This window comes from Curtobacterium sp. MMLR14_006 (genome assembly GCF_001864985.1).
GTDB lineage: Bacteria > Actinomycetota > Actinomycetes > Actinomycetales > Microbacteriaceae > Curtobacterium.
In genome coordinates, this window is record NZ_MJGU01000026.1 from 71647 (window position 1) to 92051 (window position 20405).

General features: G+C 73.1%; 17 protein-coding genes. 10 read left to right on the plus strand and 7 right to left on the minus strand.

Features of this window, described 5'->3' with window-relative positions; all coding sequences use genetic code 11:
* Positions 1–92: 92 nt before the first annotated feature.
* Complete coding sequence (locus tag BIU94_RS16425) at positions 93–3371, minus strand: ATP-dependent DNA helicase (protein ID WP_254783021.1); 3279 nt, start codon at positions 3369–3371, stop codon at positions 93–95.
* Positions 3368–6520 (minus strand): UrvD/REP family ATP-dependent DNA helicase, encoded by a 3153-nt coding sequence (locus BIU94_RS16430; RefSeq protein WP_175472152.1) that lies wholly within the window; start codon positions 6518–6520, stop codon positions 3368–3370. Before BIU94_RS16430 ends, BIU94_RS16425 begins: the two co-directional genes overlap by 4 nt.
* A gap of 127 nt (positions 6521–6647) precedes the next feature.
* Here BIU94_RS16430 and BIU94_RS16435 point away from each other — a divergent pair, with 127 nt between their 5' ends.
* Both BIU94_RS16435 and BIU94_RS16440 read left to right on the plus strand, forming a co-directional pair.
* Positions 6648–6872, plus strand: coding sequence for a DUF3107 domain-containing protein (locus BIU94_RS16435; protein WP_071263329.1), 225 nt, complete (start codon positions 6648–6650; stop codon positions 6870–6872).
* Between the two features lie 4 nt (positions 6873–6876).
* Positions 6877–7173, plus strand: coding sequence for a hypothetical protein (locus tag BIU94_RS16440; RefSeq protein ID WP_071263331.1), 297 nt, complete (start codon positions 6877–6879; stop codon positions 7171–7173).
* 41 nt (positions 7174–7214) lie between these two features.
* Here BIU94_RS16440 and BIU94_RS16445 read toward each other — a convergent pair whose 3' ends face one another.
* Positions 7215–7928 (minus strand): ferritin-like fold-containing protein, encoded by a 714-nt coding sequence (locus BIU94_RS16445; protein WP_071263337.1) that lies wholly within the window; start codon positions 7926–7928, stop codon positions 7215–7217.
* 82 nt (positions 7929–8010) lie between these two features.
* On the opposite strand from BIU94_RS16445, the gene BIU94_RS16450 reads away from it, so the two are divergent.
* Entirely contained in the window at positions 8011–9510 is a 1500-nt protein-coding gene (locus BIU94_RS16450; protein ID WP_071263341.1) for a DEAD/DEAH box helicase, read from the plus strand.
* A 191-nt stretch (positions 9511–9701) separates the two neighbouring features.
* Here the strand turns inward: BIU94_RS16450 and BIU94_RS16455 are convergent, their stop codons facing one another.
* Complete coding sequence (locus BIU94_RS16455) at positions 9702–10583, minus strand: PHP domain-containing protein (RefSeq protein WP_071263345.1); 882 nt, start codon at positions 10581–10583, stop codon at positions 9702–9704.
* A gap of 60 nt (positions 10584–10643) precedes the next feature.
* On the opposite strand from BIU94_RS16455, the gene BIU94_RS16460 reads away from it, so the two are divergent.
* Both BIU94_RS16460 and BIU94_RS16465 read left to right on the plus strand, forming a co-directional pair.
* Positions 10644–12128, plus strand: coding sequence for an aminopeptidase P family protein (locus BIU94_RS16460; protein ID WP_071263347.1), 1485 nt, complete (start codon positions 10644–10646; stop codon positions 12126–12128).
* Between the two features lie 15 nt (positions 12129–12143).
* A complete protein-coding gene (locus tag BIU94_RS16465; protein ID WP_083404940.1) occupies positions 12144–12659 on the plus strand; it encodes a GNAT family N-acetyltransferase in 516 nt (171 codons plus the stop codon).
* A 125-nt stretch (positions 12660–12784) separates the two neighbouring features.
* Here the strand turns inward: BIU94_RS16465 and BIU94_RS16470 are convergent, their stop codons facing one another.
* On the minus strand, positions 12785–13705 hold the full coding sequence (locus tag BIU94_RS16470; protein WP_071263350.1) for a general stress protein: 921 nt from the start codon (positions 13703–13705) through the stop codon (positions 12785–12787).
* A gap of 90 nt (positions 13706–13795) precedes the next feature.
* Between BIU94_RS16470 and BIU94_RS16475 the strand changes: the two genes are divergently transcribed.
* The 4 genes from BIU94_RS16475 to BIU94_RS16490 all read left to right on the plus strand — a co-directional run bounded on the left by BIU94_RS16475 (position 13796) and on the right by BIU94_RS16490 (position 18319).
* The gene (locus BIU94_RS16475; RefSeq protein WP_071263352.1) at positions 13796–15115 is read left to right on the plus strand and encodes a CBS domain-containing protein; all 1320 of its coding nucleotides are present in this window, start codon (positions 13796–13798) and stop codon (positions 15113–15115) included.
* 52 nt (positions 15116–15167) lie between these two features.
* A complete protein-coding gene (locus BIU94_RS16480) occupies positions 15168–15662 on the plus strand; it encodes a DUF1003 domain-containing protein (RefSeq protein WP_071263355.1) in 495 nt (164 codons plus the stop codon).
* A complete protein-coding gene (locus BIU94_RS16485) occupies positions 15655–16815 on the plus strand; it encodes a P-loop NTPase (protein WP_071263357.1) in 1161 nt (386 codons plus the stop codon). Before BIU94_RS16480 ends, BIU94_RS16485 begins: the two co-directional genes overlap by 8 nt.
* Before the next feature lie 199 nt (positions 16816–17014).
* A complete protein-coding gene (locus BIU94_RS16490; RefSeq protein WP_071263359.1) occupies positions 17015–18319 on the plus strand; it encodes a carbohydrate-binding protein in 1305 nt (434 codons plus the stop codon).
* A gap of 78 nt (positions 18320–18397) precedes the next feature.
* On the opposite strand, the gene BIU94_RS16495 is transcribed toward BIU94_RS16490, so the two are convergent.
* On the minus strand, positions 18398–18769 hold the full coding sequence (locus BIU94_RS16495; protein ID WP_071263361.1) for a twin-arginine translocase TatA/TatE family subunit: 372 nt from the start codon (positions 18767–18769) through the stop codon (positions 18398–18400).
* Between the two features lie 64 nt (positions 18770–18833).
* Between BIU94_RS16495 and BIU94_RS16500 the strand changes: the two genes are divergently transcribed.
* Entirely contained in the window at positions 18834–19466 is a 633-nt protein-coding gene (locus tag BIU94_RS16500; RefSeq protein ID WP_071263635.1) for an O-methyltransferase, read from the plus strand.
* Between the two features lie 98 nt (positions 19467–19564).
* Here BIU94_RS16500 and BIU94_RS16505 read toward each other — a convergent pair whose 3' ends face one another.
* Complete coding sequence (locus BIU94_RS16505; RefSeq protein ID WP_071263363.1) at positions 19565–20293, minus strand: AAA family ATPase; 729 nt, start codon at positions 20291–20293, stop codon at positions 19565–19567.
* Positions 20294–20405: the final 112 nt, after the last annotated feature.

Sequence of the window (20405 nt, forward strand, 5' to 3'; positions counted from 1 at the left end):
CGGCCGGACCGGCACGAGGTCCGACCGGCGCTGGGCTCGACCGGCGCTGGGCTCGACCGGCGCAGCGCGCGTCGGACGCACGACCCCGGTGGTCAGCCGATCGCCTGCCGCCAGGCACGCTCGAGTCCGGCACGGTCCAGCAGCTCCGTCGGCCGCACCTCGAAGTCGTCGGCGACGAAGTAGAACACCGCATCGACCTCGTCGAGCGGACGGCCGGTGAACTCGGCGTACGCGACGCGGTACAGCGCGAGCTGCAGGGTGCGGCGCGCGAGGTCGTCGGCGCCCGTCGGCGCCTTGCCGGTCTTCCAGTCGACGACCTCGGCACGCCCGTCGATCTCGTAGACGGCGTCGAGCTTGCAGACGACACTGTGCCCGAGGAACGGGATGTGGATCTCCCGCTCGACCTCGACGGGGGTCCGCCCGGCCCAGCGTGACCGGGCGAAGGTGGCCTGGAAGTCGGCGAGCCGACGGGCGTCGTCGTCGGTGACCACGGCGTCCGGTGACGCGTCGGGAAGGTCGTCGGTGTCCAGGTCCGACTCGCCGTCCCAGACGTCGAGGGTCTCGAGGGACCCGCCGCTCCGGGCGCGCTGCTCGACCCACTGGTGGAAGAGCGTGCCGAGCCGCGTGGCGCGGTACGGCCGTTCCGGCATCGGGCGTCGGAGTCGCTCGGCGACCGCGTCCGGTTCGGAGAGGTAGTCCTTGAAGCCGGAGGCCGGCACGCGGTGCGGGACGACCACCGCGTGCTTCGCGTCGCGGGTGGCGCGGCGCTCCGCGAGCAGCAGGTCGATGTCGGCGGCGAACCGGCCGGCGGCACCGGGGTTGGCGTTCCGGACGCGCTCGGCCGCCGCGAGCACCCGCGGGGCGCGCTGCCCGAAGGGCACGTGCGGCCAGGTCTGCGTGGCGCCGTCGGCCCCGAGGGGGTTCTCCTCGTGCACGGTCGTCTCGGGGATCGCGGCACCGTCGAGCACGCCCGCGTCGACGAGGTCGCGCAGGTACCGGCTCGGCTCGGTCGGCTTCACCCCGCCTGCCCAGAACGACCCGGAGACGAGCAGGTCGTGCCGGGCCCGGGTCAGCGCGACGTAGGTGAGTCGGCGTTCCTCGTCCTCGTTGCGGGCCTTGACCTGTTCCTTGAAGGCGTCGATCGCGGTGGTGACGTCCTTCTGGGTCTCCTGGCCGCGCCAGCCGAGGGCCGGGAGCTCGGCGGCGTCGCCCCGGAACTCGTACGGCAGCCGACCGAAGCCGAGCCACCCGGACGAGCCCTCCTGGGGTCGTGCCGGCAGCCCGCCCTCGACCATGCGGGGCACGGCGACGGCGTCCCACTCGAGGCCCTTCGAGCCGTGGATCGTCAGGATCTGGACCGTCCCGGCCTCGGGTTCCTCGGACCGCGGACCCATGTCGTCGCGGCGGGCGGCGGCGTCGATCCAGCCGAGGAACGACCCGAGGTCCGCCCGGTCGTCGGTCGCGACGAAACCGGCGAGCTCGTCGACGAACGCGTCGAGGTAGGCGCCGCTGCCCTGCTCGTGCGCCGCGACCTCGATGTCGAGGCGCATCTCCTGCACGACGAGCGTCACGAAGTCGACGAGGTCGCCGCCGGCGCGGGAGCGCAGGGCCGCGAGCTGACCGCCCAGGGCGCGCATCCGGGCACGTCCGGCCGCGGTGATGCCCTCGAGCGCGCCGTGCTCGTCCGGGGCCGTCGCGACGAAGTCGAGGGCGTCGACGATCGACCCGTGCTCACCCGCGGCGACGGAGGCCCGGAAGGCCGCGGTGAGCTCGTCGTCGAGGCGCTGCTGCGAGTGGTCCCGCTGGAACAGCCACCGGGCCAGGTGGTGCAGGGCGACGACGTCCGCCGCGCCGACCCGCCACCGGGAGCCGGCGAGCAGCCGGATGAGGTCGTTGCCGGCGGACGGGTCGTGCAGCACCCGCAGGCAGGCGACGAGGTCGACGATCTCGGGGCGCTGGAGCAGCCCACCGGTACCGAGCACGTGGTACGGCACACCGCGGGCACCGAGCGCCGCCGTGAAGGCGGCGAGGTCCTTCCGTGCGCGGAGCAGCAGGGCCATCGACGCGCCGGGGTCCCGCTCGCGGTGGCCCCGGAACCAGGTCGCGACGGCGTCGGCCTCGTCCGGCAGGGTCTCCGGGAACACGACGTCCACCCGACCGGCGTCCGCACCGGGTCGCGGTGCCAGCCGCTCGACCGCCACCTCGGACGCCGCTGACAGCGGTTCCACGACCGCGTTCGCGGCAGCGAGGACGTCGACCGGGTTCCGCCAGCTCGTCGAGAGCGCGAACGTGACCGGGGTGGGCGATCCGGCGTCGCTCCCGCCGAAGTCGCGCGGGAACCGGGCGAGGTTGGCCGCACTCGCGCCGCGGAACCCGTAGATCGACTGGTGCGGGTCCCCCACGGCCATCACCGGGTGGTCGCGGAACAGCCGTGCGAGGAACCGGGTCTGCACGACCGAGGTGTCCTGGTACTCGTCGAGCAGCACGACCCGGTACCGCTGCCGGAGCTCGGTCACGACGCGCGGCGCGGACTCGGCGGCGGCCAGCGCCAGGGCGATCTGGTCGGAGAACTCGACGAAGCCGCGGTCGACCTTCTGCCGTCGGAACTCGACGACCAGGTCGGCCAGCGGTTCGAGCGACCCGATCGCGGCGACGGCGTCGGTGATCGCCTTGTACGGCTTGCCGCGGTTGCCGGGGAGCTCGAGCAGCTCGGAGAACTCGATGGCGAAGCGGCGCAGGTCGTCAGGGTCGACGAGGTGCTCCGACGTGGCACCGGCGAGCGCCACCACGGCGGCCGTCAGGGTGTCGACGTCGCGGTCGAGGCCGGCCAGCCGGTCGTCGCGGGCGGCGACGACGACCCGGCGCGCGAGCTGCCACGCGGACGGTTCGGTGAGCACCTGCGACTCCCCGTCGCGCCCGACGAGCAGGGCGTTCTCGCGGAAGACAGCGTTGGCGAACGCGTTGTAGGTCGACACGGTCGGCGCCTCGAACGCGTCGCCGGCGGTGACCAGGCCGACGTCCTCGAGCGCTCGGATCCGGTCGTTGATCCGGACCGACAGCTCACCGGCGGCCTTGCGGGTGAACGTCAGGCCGAGGACCTCGTCGGGACGGACCAGGCCGTTGGCGAGGAGCCAGACCACGCGCGAGGCCATGGTCTCGGTCTTGCCGCTGCCGGCCCCGGCGACGACGAGCGCCGGGGCGAGCGGCGACTCGATGACGGCGCGCTGCTGTGCTGTGGGGCGGGGGCGGCCGAGCGCGTCCGCGACGGCATCGGCGCCGTGCCGGACCACCGGGGTGGGCTCCGCGCTCGCGGCTGTGTCCACCGTGTCGGTCACATCGGTCACGTCGGTCGTGTCGGTCGTGTCGGTCACCAAGTCACCTCCGCGACCACGTGGATGCGGCACTCGACGCCGGTGCGGGCCTTCTCGCAGTGGTCGTCGACGTTCGCCAGGAAGGTCCGGCCGGCCATCCCCCGCGCGACCTCGTGCAACCGCTCGCGGTAGGCGTCGCGGGCCTCGGCGTCGAAGGCGTGCTGCGTGCGTTCCGAGTACGCCCGCCCGGACCGCGGGTTCTGCACGAACACCAGGCGCGCGTCCGTCATCGGCGATCCGGCGGGCACGCCCTCGACCGCGCCGTCCTCGACCGCGAGCTGGTACGCGCCGAGCTGCGGGTGCTCCGGCATGTCGTTCTTCTCGCTCGGCATCCAGCGGCCGGTCTTCAGGTCGACGACGCTCACGCGCCCCTCGGGGTCGACCTCGATGCGGTCGATGCTGCCGCGCATCCGGGCCGGCCCGGTCACCAGGGCGAACGAGGTCTCGGCGCCGAGCACCCGACGACCGGCACCGGCGAAGGTGCGCAGGTAGTCGCTCAGTCCCTCGATCATCCGCCGGGTGCGGGCGCGCTCGCGGTCGGCGACCCACGGGGACTCGAAGGTGAGCTCGTCCCACCGGGCCTCGACCCGCTGCCACAGCGACTCGACGTCGATCGCGGTGGCGTGCTCCATCGCCTCGTGCACGATCGTGCCGATGCCCATCGCCGGACTCGGGGCCCCGCCGCCGAAGGTCTGCACGAACCAGTGCACCGGGCACTCGTCGAAGGTGCCGATCCGCGACGGCGAGACCGACACGGTGGGTGCCACCGGTTCGCCGCCCTCGACCTCGGGCACCGGGTCGGCGTCGAGGTCCACCAGGGGCTCGTCGGTGGTCGGTTCGGCGAGTCCGTACCAGTCGTCCGGCGACGCACCGGGCACCTCGGCCTCGGCCAGGCGGGCGAGCGCCGACGCCGCCTCGTGGTCGCCCGAGGCGACGACCCGACGGCGCAGCGACCCGGCGAGCCCGCGCAACGAGAGCGGGTGCACGGTCGGCTGGCGGTCCGGCGGCACGGGCACGAGACGGACGAAGGGCGACGGGGACTCGTCGTCGTTCGCGACGGTGCCGATCACGACCTGCGTCGTCGCGCGGGAGACGGCGCGGGCGAAGAGCCGGAGCTCGTCGGCGACCACGGCGGCGCGGTCGTCGATCGGCGACCGCTCGACGCCGGCTGCTGCGCGCACCAGGCCGTCCGGGTCGAGCAGGCTGCCGCGCACCCGGGTGTTCGGCCAGACGCCGTCCTGCAGCCCGAGCACCACGACGACGTCGCACTCGAGCCCGACCGTCGCCGACGGGGTGAGCACCCGCACGCGGCCGGCGGTGCGGTCCGGGCCGATGGAGTCCTCGGGCAGGTCGGCTCCGAGCAGGTCGTCGACGAAGACGCGCGCCGGGGCGTCCGGGGTGCGCTCGACGAACCGCTTCGCCGCGGTGAACAGCCCGACCACGGCGTCGAGGTGCCGGTCGGCCTCGCCCGCGCCGACGCCACCGGCCGCGGACTGCGCACCCCAGGTGCGGGCCAGGCCGCTGCGTTCCCAGAGCCCCCAGAGGATCTCCTCGATGCTCGCGCCGGCGTCGGCGTCGCTGTGCGCCTGCACCAGGCTGCGGGCGAGCCGCGTCGCACGGCGGGCGAACCCGGCGTCGAGCGTGGCCAGGCGTTCCGGGGCGCCGAGCGCGTCGACGAGGAGCTCGTCGGCGGTGCGGGTGCCCCCGCCCGCGAGTTCCTCGCGACGCAGCGCCAACCGCAGGCGGCGCATCGCCAGCGTGTCGAGCCCGCCGAGCGGTCCGGTCGCGAAGGCCGTCGCGAGGGCGGCGTCGAGCGGCAGGACGCCGAGGGCGACCGCAGCGGCGTCGAGCAGGGCACGCGCCGCGGAGTCGTCGCGTGGCCGCACGGGCGCGGCACCGGCGGTCGCGGGCACCTCGGCCACCGACAGGGCGCGGACGAGCTCCGGGATCGCCGCACCGCTGCGGGTGACGACGGCCATCCGGTGCCACGGGACGCCGTCGAGCAGCCGGTGTTCGCGGAGCCGTCGGGCGATCGCGACGACGAGCGCGGAACGGCTCGCCGCCTCGAGGTGCAGGACGGCGTCGGGCCGGTCGTCCGGGCCGGCGGTGGCGGCGCGCTGCCGTCCGGCGGCCGCCGTGCCGATGCGCGCGGTCACGCCGGAGACGAGCGCGCGGATCGCGGCCGGGTGCCGGTGGACCGTGCCGAGGAACAGGTCGTCGACCCGGTCGACCCCGAGCCGCACGGCGAGCCGGCCGAGCACGTCGGGCTCGGCGCCGCGGAAGGCCGAGGCGGCGATGTCGGGGTCGCCGAACGCGACGACCTGCACGCCGGAGCGGGCCAGGGCGCCGAGGAGCGCGATCTCGCCCTCGACGAGCTCCTGTGTGTCGTCGACGACGACCACCCGCAGGGCGGCCACGTCGGCCGGGAGCTCGCCGCGCAGGACCGCGGCCGTGGCGAAGGCCACGAGTTCGCCGGAGTCCAGGCTGGTCGCGCGGAACGCCGTCACCGACGCCCGGTAGTCGTCGACGAAGTCGCCGATCGCCCGCCACTCGGGGCGACCGTGCTCGTCGGCCAGCTCGCGCATGTCCTCGGGTTCCACCCCGGCGGCGACCGCCCGCATCATGACGTCGCGGAGCGCGGTCCGGAAGCCGGCGCGCTCCCGCACGACACTCGTGATCGGGTCGGGCCACGCCGGACCCGTGCCGTCGACCTCGTGCCCGGCGAGCAGGTCGGCGATGATCCGGTCCTGTTCGCCGCCGGTCAGGAGCGTCGGCGCGTCCTGCCCCTGCACCGCCGCGGCGTGCGCGACGACCTGGAACGCCAGCGAGTTGACCGTCCGTGCGAGGGCGCCGGGGACGACCCGGTCGACGGCCGCCGCGAGCCGGTCGCGGAGCGCCGTCGCCGCGGTGCGCGACGAGGTCAGCGCGAGGACGGTCGCGTGGCCGTCGGGGCTGATCGCGTCCGCGCGGTGCATCCGGTCGGCGACGAAGCGGGCGAGCGTCGTGGTCTTGCCGGTGCCCGGGGCGCCGAACACGGCGGCGTGCCGGCCGTCGGGCAGGGCGAGCACCGCGGCCTGTGCGGCGTCGTCGGTCAGCGCACGCGCGGGCCCGGCGTGTGCGGGGGCGGGCGTCAGCGTGGTCTGCGGCACGCTCGTACGGTACCGACCGCCGCCGACAGGGCAGGCCCCCGACGCGCGGGAGCGGCGGGCGGGGACGGCGAGTGCGCCCGCGGCGAACGGCCCGGACCGTCCGGGGCCGCTCGGATACGCTGTCGTCGTGGACATCAAGATCGGCATCATCAACAGCCCGCGCGAGATCGCGTTCGAGACCTCCCAGACCGCCGACGAGATCGAGAAGGCCGTGTCGCAGGCCCTCGCCGAGCAGGCGACGCACCTGTCGCTGCAGGACGAGAAGGGCCGCCGGTTCATCGTGCCGGTCGCGTCGCTCGCCTACGTCGAGGTCGGCGCCGAGGAAGCACGCCGCATCGGCTTCGTCGCCTGACGACGTGGAGCTGCTCTTCGCCGTCCTCGGCGGCGTCATCCTCGGTGCGATCGCGCACGTGGTGCTGCCCTGGCGTGCGACCCGCGGCACCCTGGTCGGCCCGGCGGTCGGCGGCATCGTCGCCGCCGTCCTCTGGGAGGCCCTGACCTGGGCCGGGTGGCCGTACGACGGCACCTGGATCTGGGTCGTGGCGCTGCTCGGCGCCGCCGCGGCGGCGCTGGTCGTCGAGTTCGTGCTCGGCCGGCAGCGCACCAGGCGTGACGCCGAGTTCTACGACCGGCTGAAGACCCGCGGCGCCTGACCCGGGCGACCGCAGCCGACGAACGGCAGGCGGACCGGCCGTCAGGCCGTCAGGCCGAGCGCGTCCATCCGTCGGGTGTGCGCGGCGATGAGTTCGGTCCAGACCGGCTCGAGCCGCTCCTGGTCCTCGCGGGCGTGCGACGCGAGCGCCGATCGTGCGACGAGCAGGGTGTCCCCGACGAGCCGGCGGCCCCACATCGCCAGCCGTGACCCGACCTCCGGGTCCTCGGCGATGCGTGCGGTGAGCTCCTCGACCACGGCGGCTTCCTCACGCGCGTCGAACACGGTGCGCAGCCGCTGCCGCACGTCGATCGGCAGCGAGCGGAGCAGGTTGCCGAACAGGTCGTTGAGGATGCCGGCCGTGACGTAGCCGGTCAGGATCGACTCGTACCAGTCGGCGCCGCTCGTGCGCTCGAGGAACAGGTCGATCGCCTCGCGGTGCGGGGCCATCAGGGCCGCGGGCTCGGCGCCGATGCGCTCGATCTCGGCGACGATCGTGCGGTGCCGCTCGAGCGCCGTCGTCGCGAGGACTCCGGTCACGAGGCGTCCGGACATCGTCGGGGCCGAGGCACCCGCGCGGCCCATCGTCTCGTAGACGGAGAGCTGCAGGTAGGCGGCCTGGCCCAGGTAGACGTCGAGCTCGGGGCTGACGTCGTCGAGCGCGAGCCGCTCCACCTGGGCGTTCCGCGGGTTCCGCGACGCCAACCACGCGGCTGCGAGCTGCGCCGCGCGCTTCCGGTTCCACCACGACACCACGCGTCCAGCATAGGGGGCGGACCCCGGCGCACCCGCCCGTCGGTAGACTGGCCGGGACTTCCACCAGGACTAAGGTGATCCATTGACTTTCGCAGACCTCTCCATCGAGCAGGACATCGTCGACGCGCTCGCGGGCAAGGGCATCCTCGAGCCCTTCCCGATCCAGCAGCAGACGATCCCGCTCGCCCTCACCGGCCAGGACATCATCGGCCAGGCCAAGACGGGTACCGGCAAGACCTTCGGCTTCGGCCTCCCCCTCATCCAGCGCCTCGGTGCCGACCCGGCGCCCGGCGTGAAGGCACTCGTCGTCGTGCCGACCCGCGAACTCGCCGTGCAGGTCACCGAGGACCTCGAGGTCGCCACGTCGAACCGCCCGACCACCATCGCGGCGATCTACGGCGGCAAGGCGTACGAGGGCCAGATCGAGCAGCTGAAGGCCGGCGCGCAGATCGTCGTCGGCACGCCGGGCCGTCTCATCGACCTGCAGCGCCAGCGGCTCCTCGACCTCTCCCACGTGCAGGAGGTCGTGCTCGACGAGGCCGACCGGATGCTCGACCTCGGGTTCCTGTCGGACATCGAGCGCATCTTCCAGGCCGTCCCCGAGGTCCGGCACACGATGCTGTTCTCGGCCACGATGCCCGCGCCGATCGTGGCGCTCGCCCGCCGGTTCATGAGCCGCCCGGTGCACATCCGCGCGACGGACCCGGACGAGGGCCTCATGCAGGCCAACATCAAGCACGTCATCTACCGCGCGCACTCGCTCGACAAGGACGAGGTCATCGCCCGCATCCTGCAGGCCGAGGGCCGCGGCAAGACCGTGATCTTCACCCGCACGAAGCGTGCCGCGGCGAAGCTGGTCGAGGAGCTGAAGGACCGCGGGTTCAACGCCGCAGCGGTGCACGGTGACCTCAACCAGGAGCAGCGCGAGCGCGCGATGGCCGCCTTCAAGGCCGGCAAGCGCGACGTGCTCATCGCCACCGACGTCGCGGCCCGCGGCATCGACGTCGACGACGTCACGCACGTCATCAACCACACGATCCCGGACGACCCGGACACCTACCTGCACCGTGCCGGACGCACCGGCCGTGCCGGGAAGACCGGCATCGCGGTCACGTTCGTCGACTGGGACGACCTGCACAAGTGGACCCTGATCGACAAGGCCCTCGAGTTCGGCATCCCCGAGCCCGTCGAGACCTACTCGTCGTCGCCGCACCTGTTCGAGGAGCTCGACATCCCGAAGGGCACGAAGGGCCGCCTGCCCGGCGCCTCGTCGCACGCCGCGTCCGCCGGCGGTCCCGCCGAGAAGCGGGGCGGCGACCGACCGGCCTCCGGTCCGCGTGACGCGTCGCGTTCGCGCTCGCGCAGCCGTTCCCGGTCAGGAGGCCCGGAGCAGCCCGCCGCCGAGGCCTCCGCACCCGAGTCCGCGGCTCCCACGTCCGCACCCACCGAGGGCACGTCGGCCGAGGGCGCGACCACGGACGGCGCCGCGAAGCGCCGCCGTCGCCGCCGTCGTCGCGGAGCCGGCTCCGGTGACGCCGCGGCGACCGCCTCGGCGCCGCAGGGCACGTCGGACGGCGAGTAGCGCCTCCAGACCGAAGGGTCCGTCGCTGACGCGACGGGCCCTTCGTCGTCCCCACCCGCGGACTGCGCCCGCGGAAGCGACAGAACGCCGCGAACTGTCGGCGGAGATCTGTCGCTCCCGCGGAGCGGTCAGGCCGCGCCGTGCGAGATCTGTCGCTTCGGTGGGACGGAGCGACGGTGACGAGACTCGGGTCAGGACAGGCGGGAGCCGGGGCCGACCACGGGGCTGCTGCCGGTGCCCTGCGACCGGATGGTGTCGAAGGCGGCCTGCGACGTGCGGTGCTCCCCGAGGCGGTTCGGCTTGCCGGTGCCGTGGTAGTCGCTCGACCCGGTCACGAACAGGCCGTAGCGCGACGCCCAGTCGAGCAACGTGCGCTTGCCGTGGGACAGGTTCTCGCGGTGGTCGACCTCGAGGCCGCCGAGCCCCGCGTCGACGAGGTCGCGGAGCATCGGCTCGTCGATGACGATGCCGCGGGACGACGCCGCCGGGTGTGCGATGACGGGGACGCCGCCGGCGCGACGGATGAGCTCGACGCCACGCAGGGGCGACGGTGCGTCGTGCGGTTCGTAGTAGCCGGACGCCGGGTGCAGGATCCCGCGGAACGCCGCACTGCGGTCGGGTTCGAGGCCGCGCGCGACGAGGGCGTCCGCGATGTGCGGGCGGCCGATGGTGGCGCCGGGGCTGGCCTGGGCGATGACGTCGTCCCAGGTGATCGGGTGGTCCTCGCCGATGCGGTCGACCATGCGGCGGGCACGCGACCGGCGGCCGTCGCGGATCCCCTCGGTCTCGGCGAGCAGGTCGGGGTCCAGCGGGTCGACCAGGTAGCCGAGGACGTGCACGCTCCGCCACCCGACCCGGGTGCTCAGCTCGAGACCGGGCACGAGCGTCAGCGGCAGCTCGCGCGCGGCAGAGGCGGCGTCGTCCCAGCCCGCGGTCGTGTCGTGGTCCGTCAGCGCGACCGCGTCGAGGCCCGCGGCGGCGGCGGCCCGGACGAGTTCCGCCGGGCGCTCGGTGCCGTCGGACACGCTCGAGTGGGCGTGCAGGTCGATGAACGGATCGGGCACGTCGTCCATGCTATCCACAGGTCGGCACCCCGATCGGCCGCCGGTGCCGGGCGGTGCGATGATGGGGGCATGGCCGACACGACTCCCCGCGCGACGAGCAACCGATCCACGACCCCCGGGTCATCGACCTTCAAGGACTTCATCGGGTCGCAGTGGGCCGACCGCGAGCAGCCGCTCGGCGAACCGCGCGAGCAGGCCGCCCACGCCGCCGAGCGCCGTGCGCGCATCTCCGCGCTGCACCCGGGCCGCACCATCGTCGTCCCGGCCGGACAGGCCAAGGTCCGCTCGAACGACTGCGACTACCCGTTCCGCCCGCACTCGACCTTCGCCCACCTCACCGGCTGGGGCACCGACACCGTCGTCGGCTCCGTGCTCGTGATGACGCCGAACGGCTCCGGGCACGACGCCACGTTGTACTTCCGCGCCACCGCCGGCCGCGACTCCGAGGAGTTCTACGCCAACCCGGAGATCGGCGAGTTCTGGGTCGGCCCCCGTCCCTCGCTCGGCGCGGTCGCCGCCGACCTCGGCCTCGCCACCGCCGACCTCGGCGCCTTCACCGCGGTGGCCGACGAGCTCGACGGCTCGGCGCTCCTCGTGCGGGAAGCCGACGACGACCTGACCCGTTCGCTCGACGCCCGCATCGGCAGTGCGATCGGCGGCGCCCTCGAGACCGCCGAGGCGCCGGCGACCGACGACGTCCTGGCGCGGGACCTCTCCGAGCTGCGTCTCGTGAAGGACCCGTACGAGGTCAACGAGCTCCGCAAGGCGGTCGAGGCCACGAAGCACGGCTTCGACGACGTCATCGCCGACTTCGACGCCGTCCTCGCGCACCCGCGCGGCGAGCGCATCGTCGAGGGCACGTTCAACCGCCGCGCCCGCGCCGACGGCAACACGGTCGGCTACGACACCATCGCTGCCTCGGGCCACCACGCCTGCATCCTGCACTGGACCCGCAACGACGGCGCCGTGCAGCCGGGCGACCTCATCCTCATCGACGCCGGTGTCGAGGTCGACTCGTTCTACACCGCCGACATCACCCGCACGCTGCCGGTCAGCGGCACCTTCTCGCCCGTGCAGCGCCTGGTCTACGAGGCCGTGCTCGAGGCAGCCGACGCCGCGTTCTCGATCGTCAAGCCGGGCATCACCTTCCGGCAGGTGCACGCCACCGCGATGGAGGTCATCGCGCGGAAGACCGCCGAGTGGGGCTTCCTGCCCGTCTCCGCCGAGGAGTCCCTCGAGCCGGACAACCAGTTCCACCGCCGCTACATGGTGCACGGCACCAGCCACCACCTCGGCCTCGACGTGCACGACTGCGCGAAGGCCCGTCGCGAGCTCTACCTCGACGGCGTCGTGCAGGCCGGCATGGTGTTCACGATCGAGCCCGGCCTGTACTTCCAGCAGGACGACCTGACCGTGCCGGAGGAGTTCCGCGGCATCGGCGTGCGCATCGAGGACGACATCCTCGTCACCGAGGACGGCGCCGAGAACCTGTCGGTCGGCATCCCCCGGACCCCCTCGGAAGTGGAGGGGTGGATCGCCCGGTCCGGCCGCTAGCCTGGACGGGTGACGATGCCCGAAGCCTCTCCCCCGCGTGCGACGGTGCCCGCGACCCCGAGTGCAGCTGCGCCTGCCGAAGCGTTCACGATCGAGGTCGAGCACTTCGACTCGCCGGACGCCCAGCGCCTGCGTGCCGCCCAACGACTCGAGATCCTGCGTGCGTACGGGACCGACACCGAGCCGGGCGAGAAGCCGACCGCCGAGTCGATCGCGGTGTTCTTCGTGGCACGCGACGAGTCCGGCACCCCGGTCGCCTGCGGCGGGCTGCGCCTTGTCGAGGACGGCATCACCGAGGTGAAGCGGATGTACGTCCGGCCGGAGTCCCGGGGGTCCGGGGTCGCCGCGCTGGTGCTGCGTCGCCTCGAGGAGGCCGCGCTCGACCTCGGCTCACCGGCGCTCGTGCTCGAAACCGGTACGGAGCAGAAGCGCGCCGTCGGGTTCTACGAGCGCGAGGGCTTCACCCGGATCGCGAACTTCGGGCAGTACGTCGGCGCTCCGTTGTCGGTCTGCTACTCGAAGGTGCTCTAGCCCACACGCGGGCGCGGCGCCCGCGGTGCTCGCGGCGCCGCGTGTGGGCGCTCAGATCGCACTGCGCCCCGGTTCAGTCGACCTGAACCGGGGCGGCGTGCGATCTGACCGTGGGGTGCGGCGTGTCAGTGCCGGGTGTCGTCCTCAGGACGCTCCGGAGCCGACTCCGGCGACGGTGTCGGTGCGGGCGACTGCGCTCCGGGCACCCGCTCGCCGTACTGCGGCGGGTCCTGCGGCCGACGCGGCGGCACGGCCGGCGCGGTCGGCGCGGAACCGCCGTCGGCGGTCCCCGACGTCTCGCCGTAGCGCGGGCCGTCGTTCGTGCCGTACCGCGGTGCGTCGTTCGTGCCGTAGCGCGGGCCGTCGTTCGTGCCGTACCGCGGTGCGTCGGTGGCGCGGCTGTCGGGCTGCTGCGGCTGCTGGGGCTCCTGGTGGGGCGTGGCGTGTCCGCCGTACGGCGGCTGCTGCGGCGGTGCCGGACGCCAGGGCTGCTGCTGCCCCTGGAACGGCGCACCGGGGGCACCGGTGCCTGGGGCGTCGTTCCAGTGCGTCGACGGGGTCGCGCCGTGCTGACCGAGGATGTTCTGCGCCTGCCCGGTGAGCTGCGGGTTGACGACGATCTGGTAGTTCGTGGCGAGCACCTGGTGCACGCTCGTGAAGTCCCGCTGCCGCTTCGTGATCGCGAACGACACGATGCCGTAGAGCATGCCGAACGCGGCGCCGATCAGGGCGGCGGCGAAGAACAGCCCGCCCGCCTGCGGCGAGAAGAGCGTCAGCACGATGCCGAAGAAGAACCCGAGCCAGAGACCCGAGAGCGCGCCGGCGATGGCGGCACGGCCGTAGGTCATCTTGCCGGTGACCCGCTCGACGGTCTTCAGGTCGTTGCCCACGATCGAGAGCTGGTTGACCGGGAAGTCCGACTCGGCGAGCTTCGCCACGACGCGCTGCGCGTCGGGGTAGCTGTCGTAGGTGCCGAGGACGTCGCCCTTGGGCAGCGTCGGGAAGGCCTGTGCGGTCCGGCCGGCGAAGGGGCTCTGATTGCTCACCCGGCCATCATCCACCGCACACCTTGCGATCACACGTGCGCGCACGGGGAAGGCGTCGACCAGCGCACCCGAGCGACTACGCTGGGTCGGGTGAGCGCCACGAAGGTCTTCGTCGCCCGCCTCGCCGGGTGCTCCGTCTTCGACCCCGCGGGCGACCGCGTCGGCAGGGTCCGGGACGTCCTGGTCGTCTACCGTCGGGCTGATCCCCCGCACGTCGTCGGGCTCATCGTCGAGGTGCCGGGCAAGCGCCGCATCTTCGTCAGCATCGGGCGCATCACGTCGATCGGCGCCGGGCAGGTCATCACCACCGGCCTCGTGAACATGCGCCGCTTCGAGCAGCGCGGCGGCGAGGTCCGCGTCATCGCCGAGATGCTCGGCCGCAAGGTGCTCATCAAGAACCAGCGGATCCGCGCCACCATCGAGGACGTCGCGATCGAGGACCGCGGGCAGGGCGACTGGGAGGTCGCGCAGCTCTTCCTCCGCAAGCCGAAGACGACGCCGTCGCCGTTCGGCAAGGGGCCGACGACCTTCACGACCTGGAACGAGGTCACCGAGGACGAGCTCCCCGGCGAGGCCCAGTCCGCCGAACACGTCATCGCCGCGTACTCCGACCTGCTCCCCGCCGACCTGGCGTCGACGCTGCTCGACCTGCCGGCCGAGCGCCGCTTCGAGGTCTCCGAGGAGCTGCCCGACGACCGCCTGGCCGACGTGCTCGAGGAGATGCCCGACCAGGAGCGCATCGAGATCCTCACCCGGCTCACCGACGCCCGCGCGGCCGACGTCCTCGACCAGATGCAGCCGGACGACGCCGCCGACGTCCTCGCGCAGTTCTCCGCCGACCGGAGCGAGGCACTGCTGCAGCTCATGGAGCCGGAGGAGGCGCAGGACGTCCGCATGCTCCTCGAGTACGAGCCGGACACGGCCGGTGGGCTCATGACCACCGAGCCCGTGATCGTCTCGGCGGACGCCACCGTCGCCGAGGGCCTCGCGCTGGTGCGTCGGCACGAGCTCGCGCCGGTGCTCGGCGCCGCCGTGTGCGTCACGCTGCCGCCGTACGAGCCGCCGACCGGCCGGTTCCTCGGGCTGGTGCACTTCCAGCGCATGCTGCGCTACCCGCCGAACGAGCGGCTCGGCACGCTCATCGACCAGCAGACCGAGCCGGTCCGGGTCGACGCGAGCGCCGCCGAGGTCACCCGCATCATGGCGACCTACAACCTGCTGTCCGTCCCCGTGGTCGACGACGCCCACCGTCTCGTCGGGGTGGTGACGATCGACGACGTGCTCGACCACGTCCTGCCGGACGACTGGCGGAGTCAGGGCGACGGTGTCCCCTCACCGCTCCCCCGCCAACGCCCGCGCAAGACCCCCGTGACGACGGGAAGGAGGACCACCCGTGGCACGAACGGATGAGAACCGTCGCGACCGTGACCGGCAAGAGGTCCGTCTCGACTCCCCCAAGGGCATGCGCACGCGTGTGCTCCCCACCCGCCGCCGTGGTCGCGGGGACACCTTCGGTCGCGCGACCGAGGGCATCGCCCGCGGCATGGGCACGCCGTGGTTCCTCATCGGCCTCACGCTGTTCTGCGTGGTGTGGATGGGCTACAACACCCTGGCGCCGAAGCCGTGGCAGTTCGACTCGGCGGCCATCGGCTTCACGGCCCTGACGCTCGTGCTCTCGCTGCAGGCCTCGTACGCCGCACCGCTCATCCTGCTCGCCCAGAACCGGCAGGACGACCGCGACCGCGTGCAGTTCGAGCAGGACCGCCAGCGAGCCGAGCGCAACCTGGCCGACACCGAGTACCTCGCCAGGGAGGTCGTGGCGCTCCGCCTGGCGATGCGCGACATGGCCTCGAAGGACTTCATCCGCGCCGAGCTGCGCTCGCTGCTCGAGGAACTCGACCGTCGCGACGCCGAACAGGCAGCGTTGGACGGCGAGAGCACGTCCGCCCGTGGCTGATGCCACCGGCGCCGACGAGCAGCTGGGCACCGCGGTCCTCGCCGCGCTCGGCCGCGTCATCGACCCCGAGATCCGTCGGCCCGTCACCGAGCTCGACATGATCCGGGGTGTCGACGTGCAGCCGGGAGGCTCGGTGCGCGTCGACCTGCAGCTCACGATCGTCGGGTGCCCGGCCGCCGACACGATCGAGCGCGATGTCCGCTCGGCCGCCGGTTCCGTGGACGGGGTGTCGAGCGTGGCCGTCGACGTCTCCGTGATGGCCCCGGCCACCCGGGCCGCGCTCACCGAGCGCCTGCGTGCCGGCCGACCGAAGGGCGTCCAGTTCACCCCGGACTCGCTGACCCGGGTGATCGCCGTCACGAGCGGCAAGGGCGGCGTCGGCAAGTCCACGGTCACCGTGAACCTCGCCGTTGCCCTCGCGCGCCGCGGCCTGCGGGTCGGCGTGGTCGACGTCGACGTGCACGGGTTCAGCGTGCCGGGGTTGATGGGCCTGACCGACGCGCACGGTGTCGCTCCCCGCCCGACCCGGGTGGACAGCATGATCCTGCCGCCGGTGGCCCACGACGTGAAGGTCGTCTCGATCGGCATGTTCGTCGACGACGTCTCGACCGCGGTGTCGTGGCGCGGACCGATGCTGCACCGCACGGTGTCGCAGTTCCTGACGGACGTCTGGTTCGGCGACCTCGACGTGCTGCTGCTCGACCTGCCGCCGGGCACCGGCGACGTCGCGATCTCGGTCGGCCAGCTCCTGCCGCACGCCGAGGTCCTGGTCGTCACGACGCCGCAGGCGGCCGCCGCCGACGTCGCGGAACGCAGCGGTGTCGTCGCACGGCAGACCGGGCAGCGGGTGATCGGGGTCGTCGAGAACATGGCGGGGCTCGTGCAGCCCGACGGCTCGGTCCTGCACCTGTTCGGCGAGGGCGGCGGGGCGGAGACCGCAGCGCGGCTCTCCCGCGGGCAGGACGCCCCCGTGCCCGTCCTGGGCAGCGTGCCGCTGTCCGTCCCGCTCCGCGAGGGCGGGGACGTCGGCCTGCCGGTCGTCCTCGGGGCGCCGGAGGACCCGGCAGCGACCGCCCTCGCGGGTATCGCCGACCGGATCACGACGATGGGCCGCGGACTCGCCGGTCGGAAGCTCGGGCTGTCCCTGTCCTAGGGCTGCTCGCCGGGCGGGACCGATGCCGACCCTCAACGGCCTCCCCGGTCCCCGTTCCGCATTCCTGTACGTTTGTTCATGGACAGGTCGTTCTACCCGGGCGCATTATGCAAGGGCATTCCACAATGCTCTTGCGGAATAGGGCCGCAGGAGCTCCACCCGTCGGACGACGCCGTCCGGCCGAGGACAGGAGAACCGTGTGAACAGAAACACCCGAGTGCGGACCGGCCTGGTGGCCGCCGTCATCGCAGCCGTCGTGGGAGGGACGATCGCCGCAGCACCGGCGGTCGCCGCGACGGCCACGTGCGCGTCCGCCTGGAACGCCGGCACCGCCTACAACGGCGGCGCGACCGTGAGCGAGAACGGCTCGAACTACAAGGCCAACTGGTGGACGCAGGGCGACGACCCCGCCACGCACTCCGGCGCGACGGGCAGCGGGCAGCCCTGGACGTCGACGGGCGCGTGCACCGGCGGCAGCACCGGTGGTGGCGGCACCACGAACCCGGGCACCGGCGGCGGCACCACCACCCCGGGCAACGGCAGCACGGGGACCGCGAGCGGGCTGGTCTTCAGCCCGTACAAGGACATCACCGTGAACCTCGACTGGAACACGAACGTGATGAACACCGCGGTCACGGGCACCAGGATCCCCGTGGTCGGGTCGTCGAACAGCCTCGTGTCGACGCGGGAGCCCGGCCTCAAGGCGATCACGCTCGCCTTCGCCACCGGCACCTGCGGCAGCGAGAACTGGGGCGGGGTCGCCGCCGACGCCTTCGCCAGCGCCAACATCGCGAAGCTCGACGCCGCCGGCGTGAACTACATCGTCAGCACCGGTGGCGCGGCCGGATCGTTCAAGTGTTCCGGCACCGCGCTGCAGTCGTTCATCGCCCGCTACGCCTCCCCGCACATGATCGGCGTCGACTTCGACATCGAGAGCGGGCAGTCCGCCGCGGACGTGCAGAACCTCGTCAGCGCGGCAGCGCTCGCCCAGGCGAAGTACCCGGGCCTGCGCTTCTCGTTCACCCTCGCGACCCTGGCCGCGTCGGACGGCTCGTTCGGCGGGCTGAACAGCACCGGTGACGCCACCGTGAAGGCGATCAAGGCGTCGAACCTGACGAACTACACGGTCAACCTCATGACGATGGACTTCGGCCGGGCGAGCGCCGCGAACTGCGTGCTCTCCGGGTCGACCTGCCAGATGGGCCAGTCGACCATCCAGGCCGTCACCAACCTGCAGCACACCTACGGCATCGCGTCGTCGAAGATCGAGGTCACCCCGATGATCGGCGTGAACGACACCCAGGACGAGGTCTTCACCCTCGCCGACGTCGACACCGTCGCGGCGTACGCGAAGTCCCACGGCCTGGCCGGCGTGCACACCTGGTCGCTCGACCGCGACACTCCGTGCCCCTCGGCGCAGAGCACGGCGTCGCCGACCTGCAACTCGGTCACCGGGTCGACGGCGCTCGCCTGGACGGACCGCTTCCTGGCCGCGCTGAAGTAGCGCGACCCCCTTCGGACAGGAGGCCCGGTGCCAGCTGGCACCGGGCCTCCTGTCCGTCAGGTGGTCACGTGACGGCTGTCAGGTCGCCTCGGCGTCGAAGGGTGCGCGCTCGCCCGCCGCCAACGGGACGACCGGCGCAGTTGCGCGGACCTTCGACGCGCTCACCTGGGCGGTCTGCACCGCTGCGGCGCTCGACGTGCCGGAGTCGAGCAGGGCATCGCGGATGATCCGTCGCGGGTCGTACTGCCGCGGGTCGAGCTTCTGCCACTCGATGTCGTCGAACTCCGGACCCATCTCCTCGCGCATGCGGTCCTTCGCCGTGTCGGCGAACCGGCGGACCGCCTTGACGAACTCGGCGAGCTTCTGCGCGTACATCGGCAGGCGCTGCGGCCCGAGCAGGAGCACGGCAATGATCCCGATGATCAGGATCTTGTCGAGCGGGATGTTCACGCAAGCGAGCCTAACCCGTGCTGCTCCGTCGCACCCCTAGAGTTGTGACCCGAACGGAGTGTGCGTGTCAGAGAAAGAGTCGAACTGGAAGTTCGCCGAGGACATCGTCTCGGAGACCGAGGCGATCGCCCGTGCTCGTGAGCACTCCCTGGAACTCGGGGTCGAGGCGATCTCCCCCGCCATCGGCGCACAGATCGGGGTGATCGCGGCCGCCTCACGGGCGTCGAGCATCATCGAGATCGGCACCGGCCTGGGAGTCTCCGGTCTGTACCTGCTCGGCGGCGCGCCGAACGCGACCCTGACCACCATCGACGTCGAGGTCGACCACCAGCAGTTCGCCCGTGACGCCTTCATCAGCGCCGGCACCGCGCCGGCACGCGTCCGACTCATCCCCGGCCGCGCGAACCAGGTGCTGCCGCGGATGAACGAGGCGTCCTACGACGTCGTCCTCGTCGACGCCGACCCCGAGCACGTCATCGAGTACGTCGAGCACGGGCTGCGACTCGCGCGCCTCGGCGGCACCGTCCTGGTGCCGCACGCGCTCTGGCGCGGCCGCGTGGCCGACCCGGTGAAGCGGGACCGTGCGACCACGGACTTCCGGCTCCTGCTGACCGAGGTCTCGACCTCGGGGGCCGTGCGCAGCGCACTGTCGCCCGCCGGGGACGGCCTGCTGCAGCTGACGAAGGTCACCGCGTAGCGCGATCGCCACGCGCTGCCGCGTCGGCGGTGGATGCCTGCGGGGCCGGGTGCCCGGGGCGTCGGCGTCGGCCTCGGCGTCGGCTGTCCGCCGCCGGCTCAGTCGAGGTGACGGAGGTACCGCTCCGGGGCCTCGAGGAACGCCCGCTGGTTCCGCACGAGGTCCAGGTCGGACCACTCGGTGCGCCGCAGCCCCCACTCCCCGACCTCGTGGATCGTCGCTCCCGGGAACGCGGCGAGCACGGGCGAGTGCGTCGACAGCACCACCTGCCCGACACCGGTCTCGACGATCGACCGCAGCAGGGCGATGAGCGTCAGGCACCCCGAGAACGACAGCGCCGACTCCGGCTCGTCGAGGATCCAGAGCCCGGGCCACCGCGCACGGTCGATGACGAAGTCCAGGAAGGACTCCCCGTGGCTCCGCTCGTGGAACACCGGTTCCGGGCGACTGTGGTTCGGGTGCTCCTCGAGGTAGGTGAAGAACCCGTGCATGGTCTCGGCGCGCAGGAAGAAACCGCCGCGCGGGGCGCCGGGGTCGCGGCGGAGGACGATGTGCTCCCACAACGACGACTCGGACGGCCGCGTCGAGTGTCCGGACTGGGTGGAACCGCCTTCCGGCGACATGCCGAACTGCAGTGCGATGGCCTCGACGAGGGTGGACTTGCCGACGCCGTTGTCGCCGACGAACACCGTGACCGGGCCGAGGTCGAGTCCCTCGTCGAGCACCTGCCGCACCGGAGCGAGGGTGGCGGGCCACACGTCACGCGGCATCGGGGCGGGATCGAGGTACTCCTCGATGCGGCGGATGGGCAGGTGGGTCCTCGGCACGGACCCATCCTGTCGGACGGTGCCGACAGTGCGGCGGCCGGTGGTGTCAGCGTCACGGCCTCCGCCGCGACCGCCTCGGGTCGCCCCGCGACCGTCTCGGGTCACTCGTGGG

Coding starts and splice junctions, on each gene's coding strand:
- BIU94_RS16455 (WP_071263345.1), bottom strand. CDS start 10,583: ATGGACGACGTGCCCGATCCGTTCATCGACCTGCACGCCCACTCGAGC.
- BIU94_RS16460 (WP_071263347.1), top strand. CDS start 10,644: ATGGCCGACACGACTCCCCGCGCGACGAGCAACCGATCCACGACCCCC.
- BIU94_RS16465 (WP_083404940.1), top strand. CDS start 12,144: ATGCCCGAAGCCTCTCCCCCGCGTGCGACGGTGCCCGCGACCCCGAGT.
- BIU94_RS16480 (WP_071263355.1), top strand. CDS start 15,168: ATGCGCACGCGTGTGCTCCCCACCCGCCGCCGTGGTCGCGGGGACACC.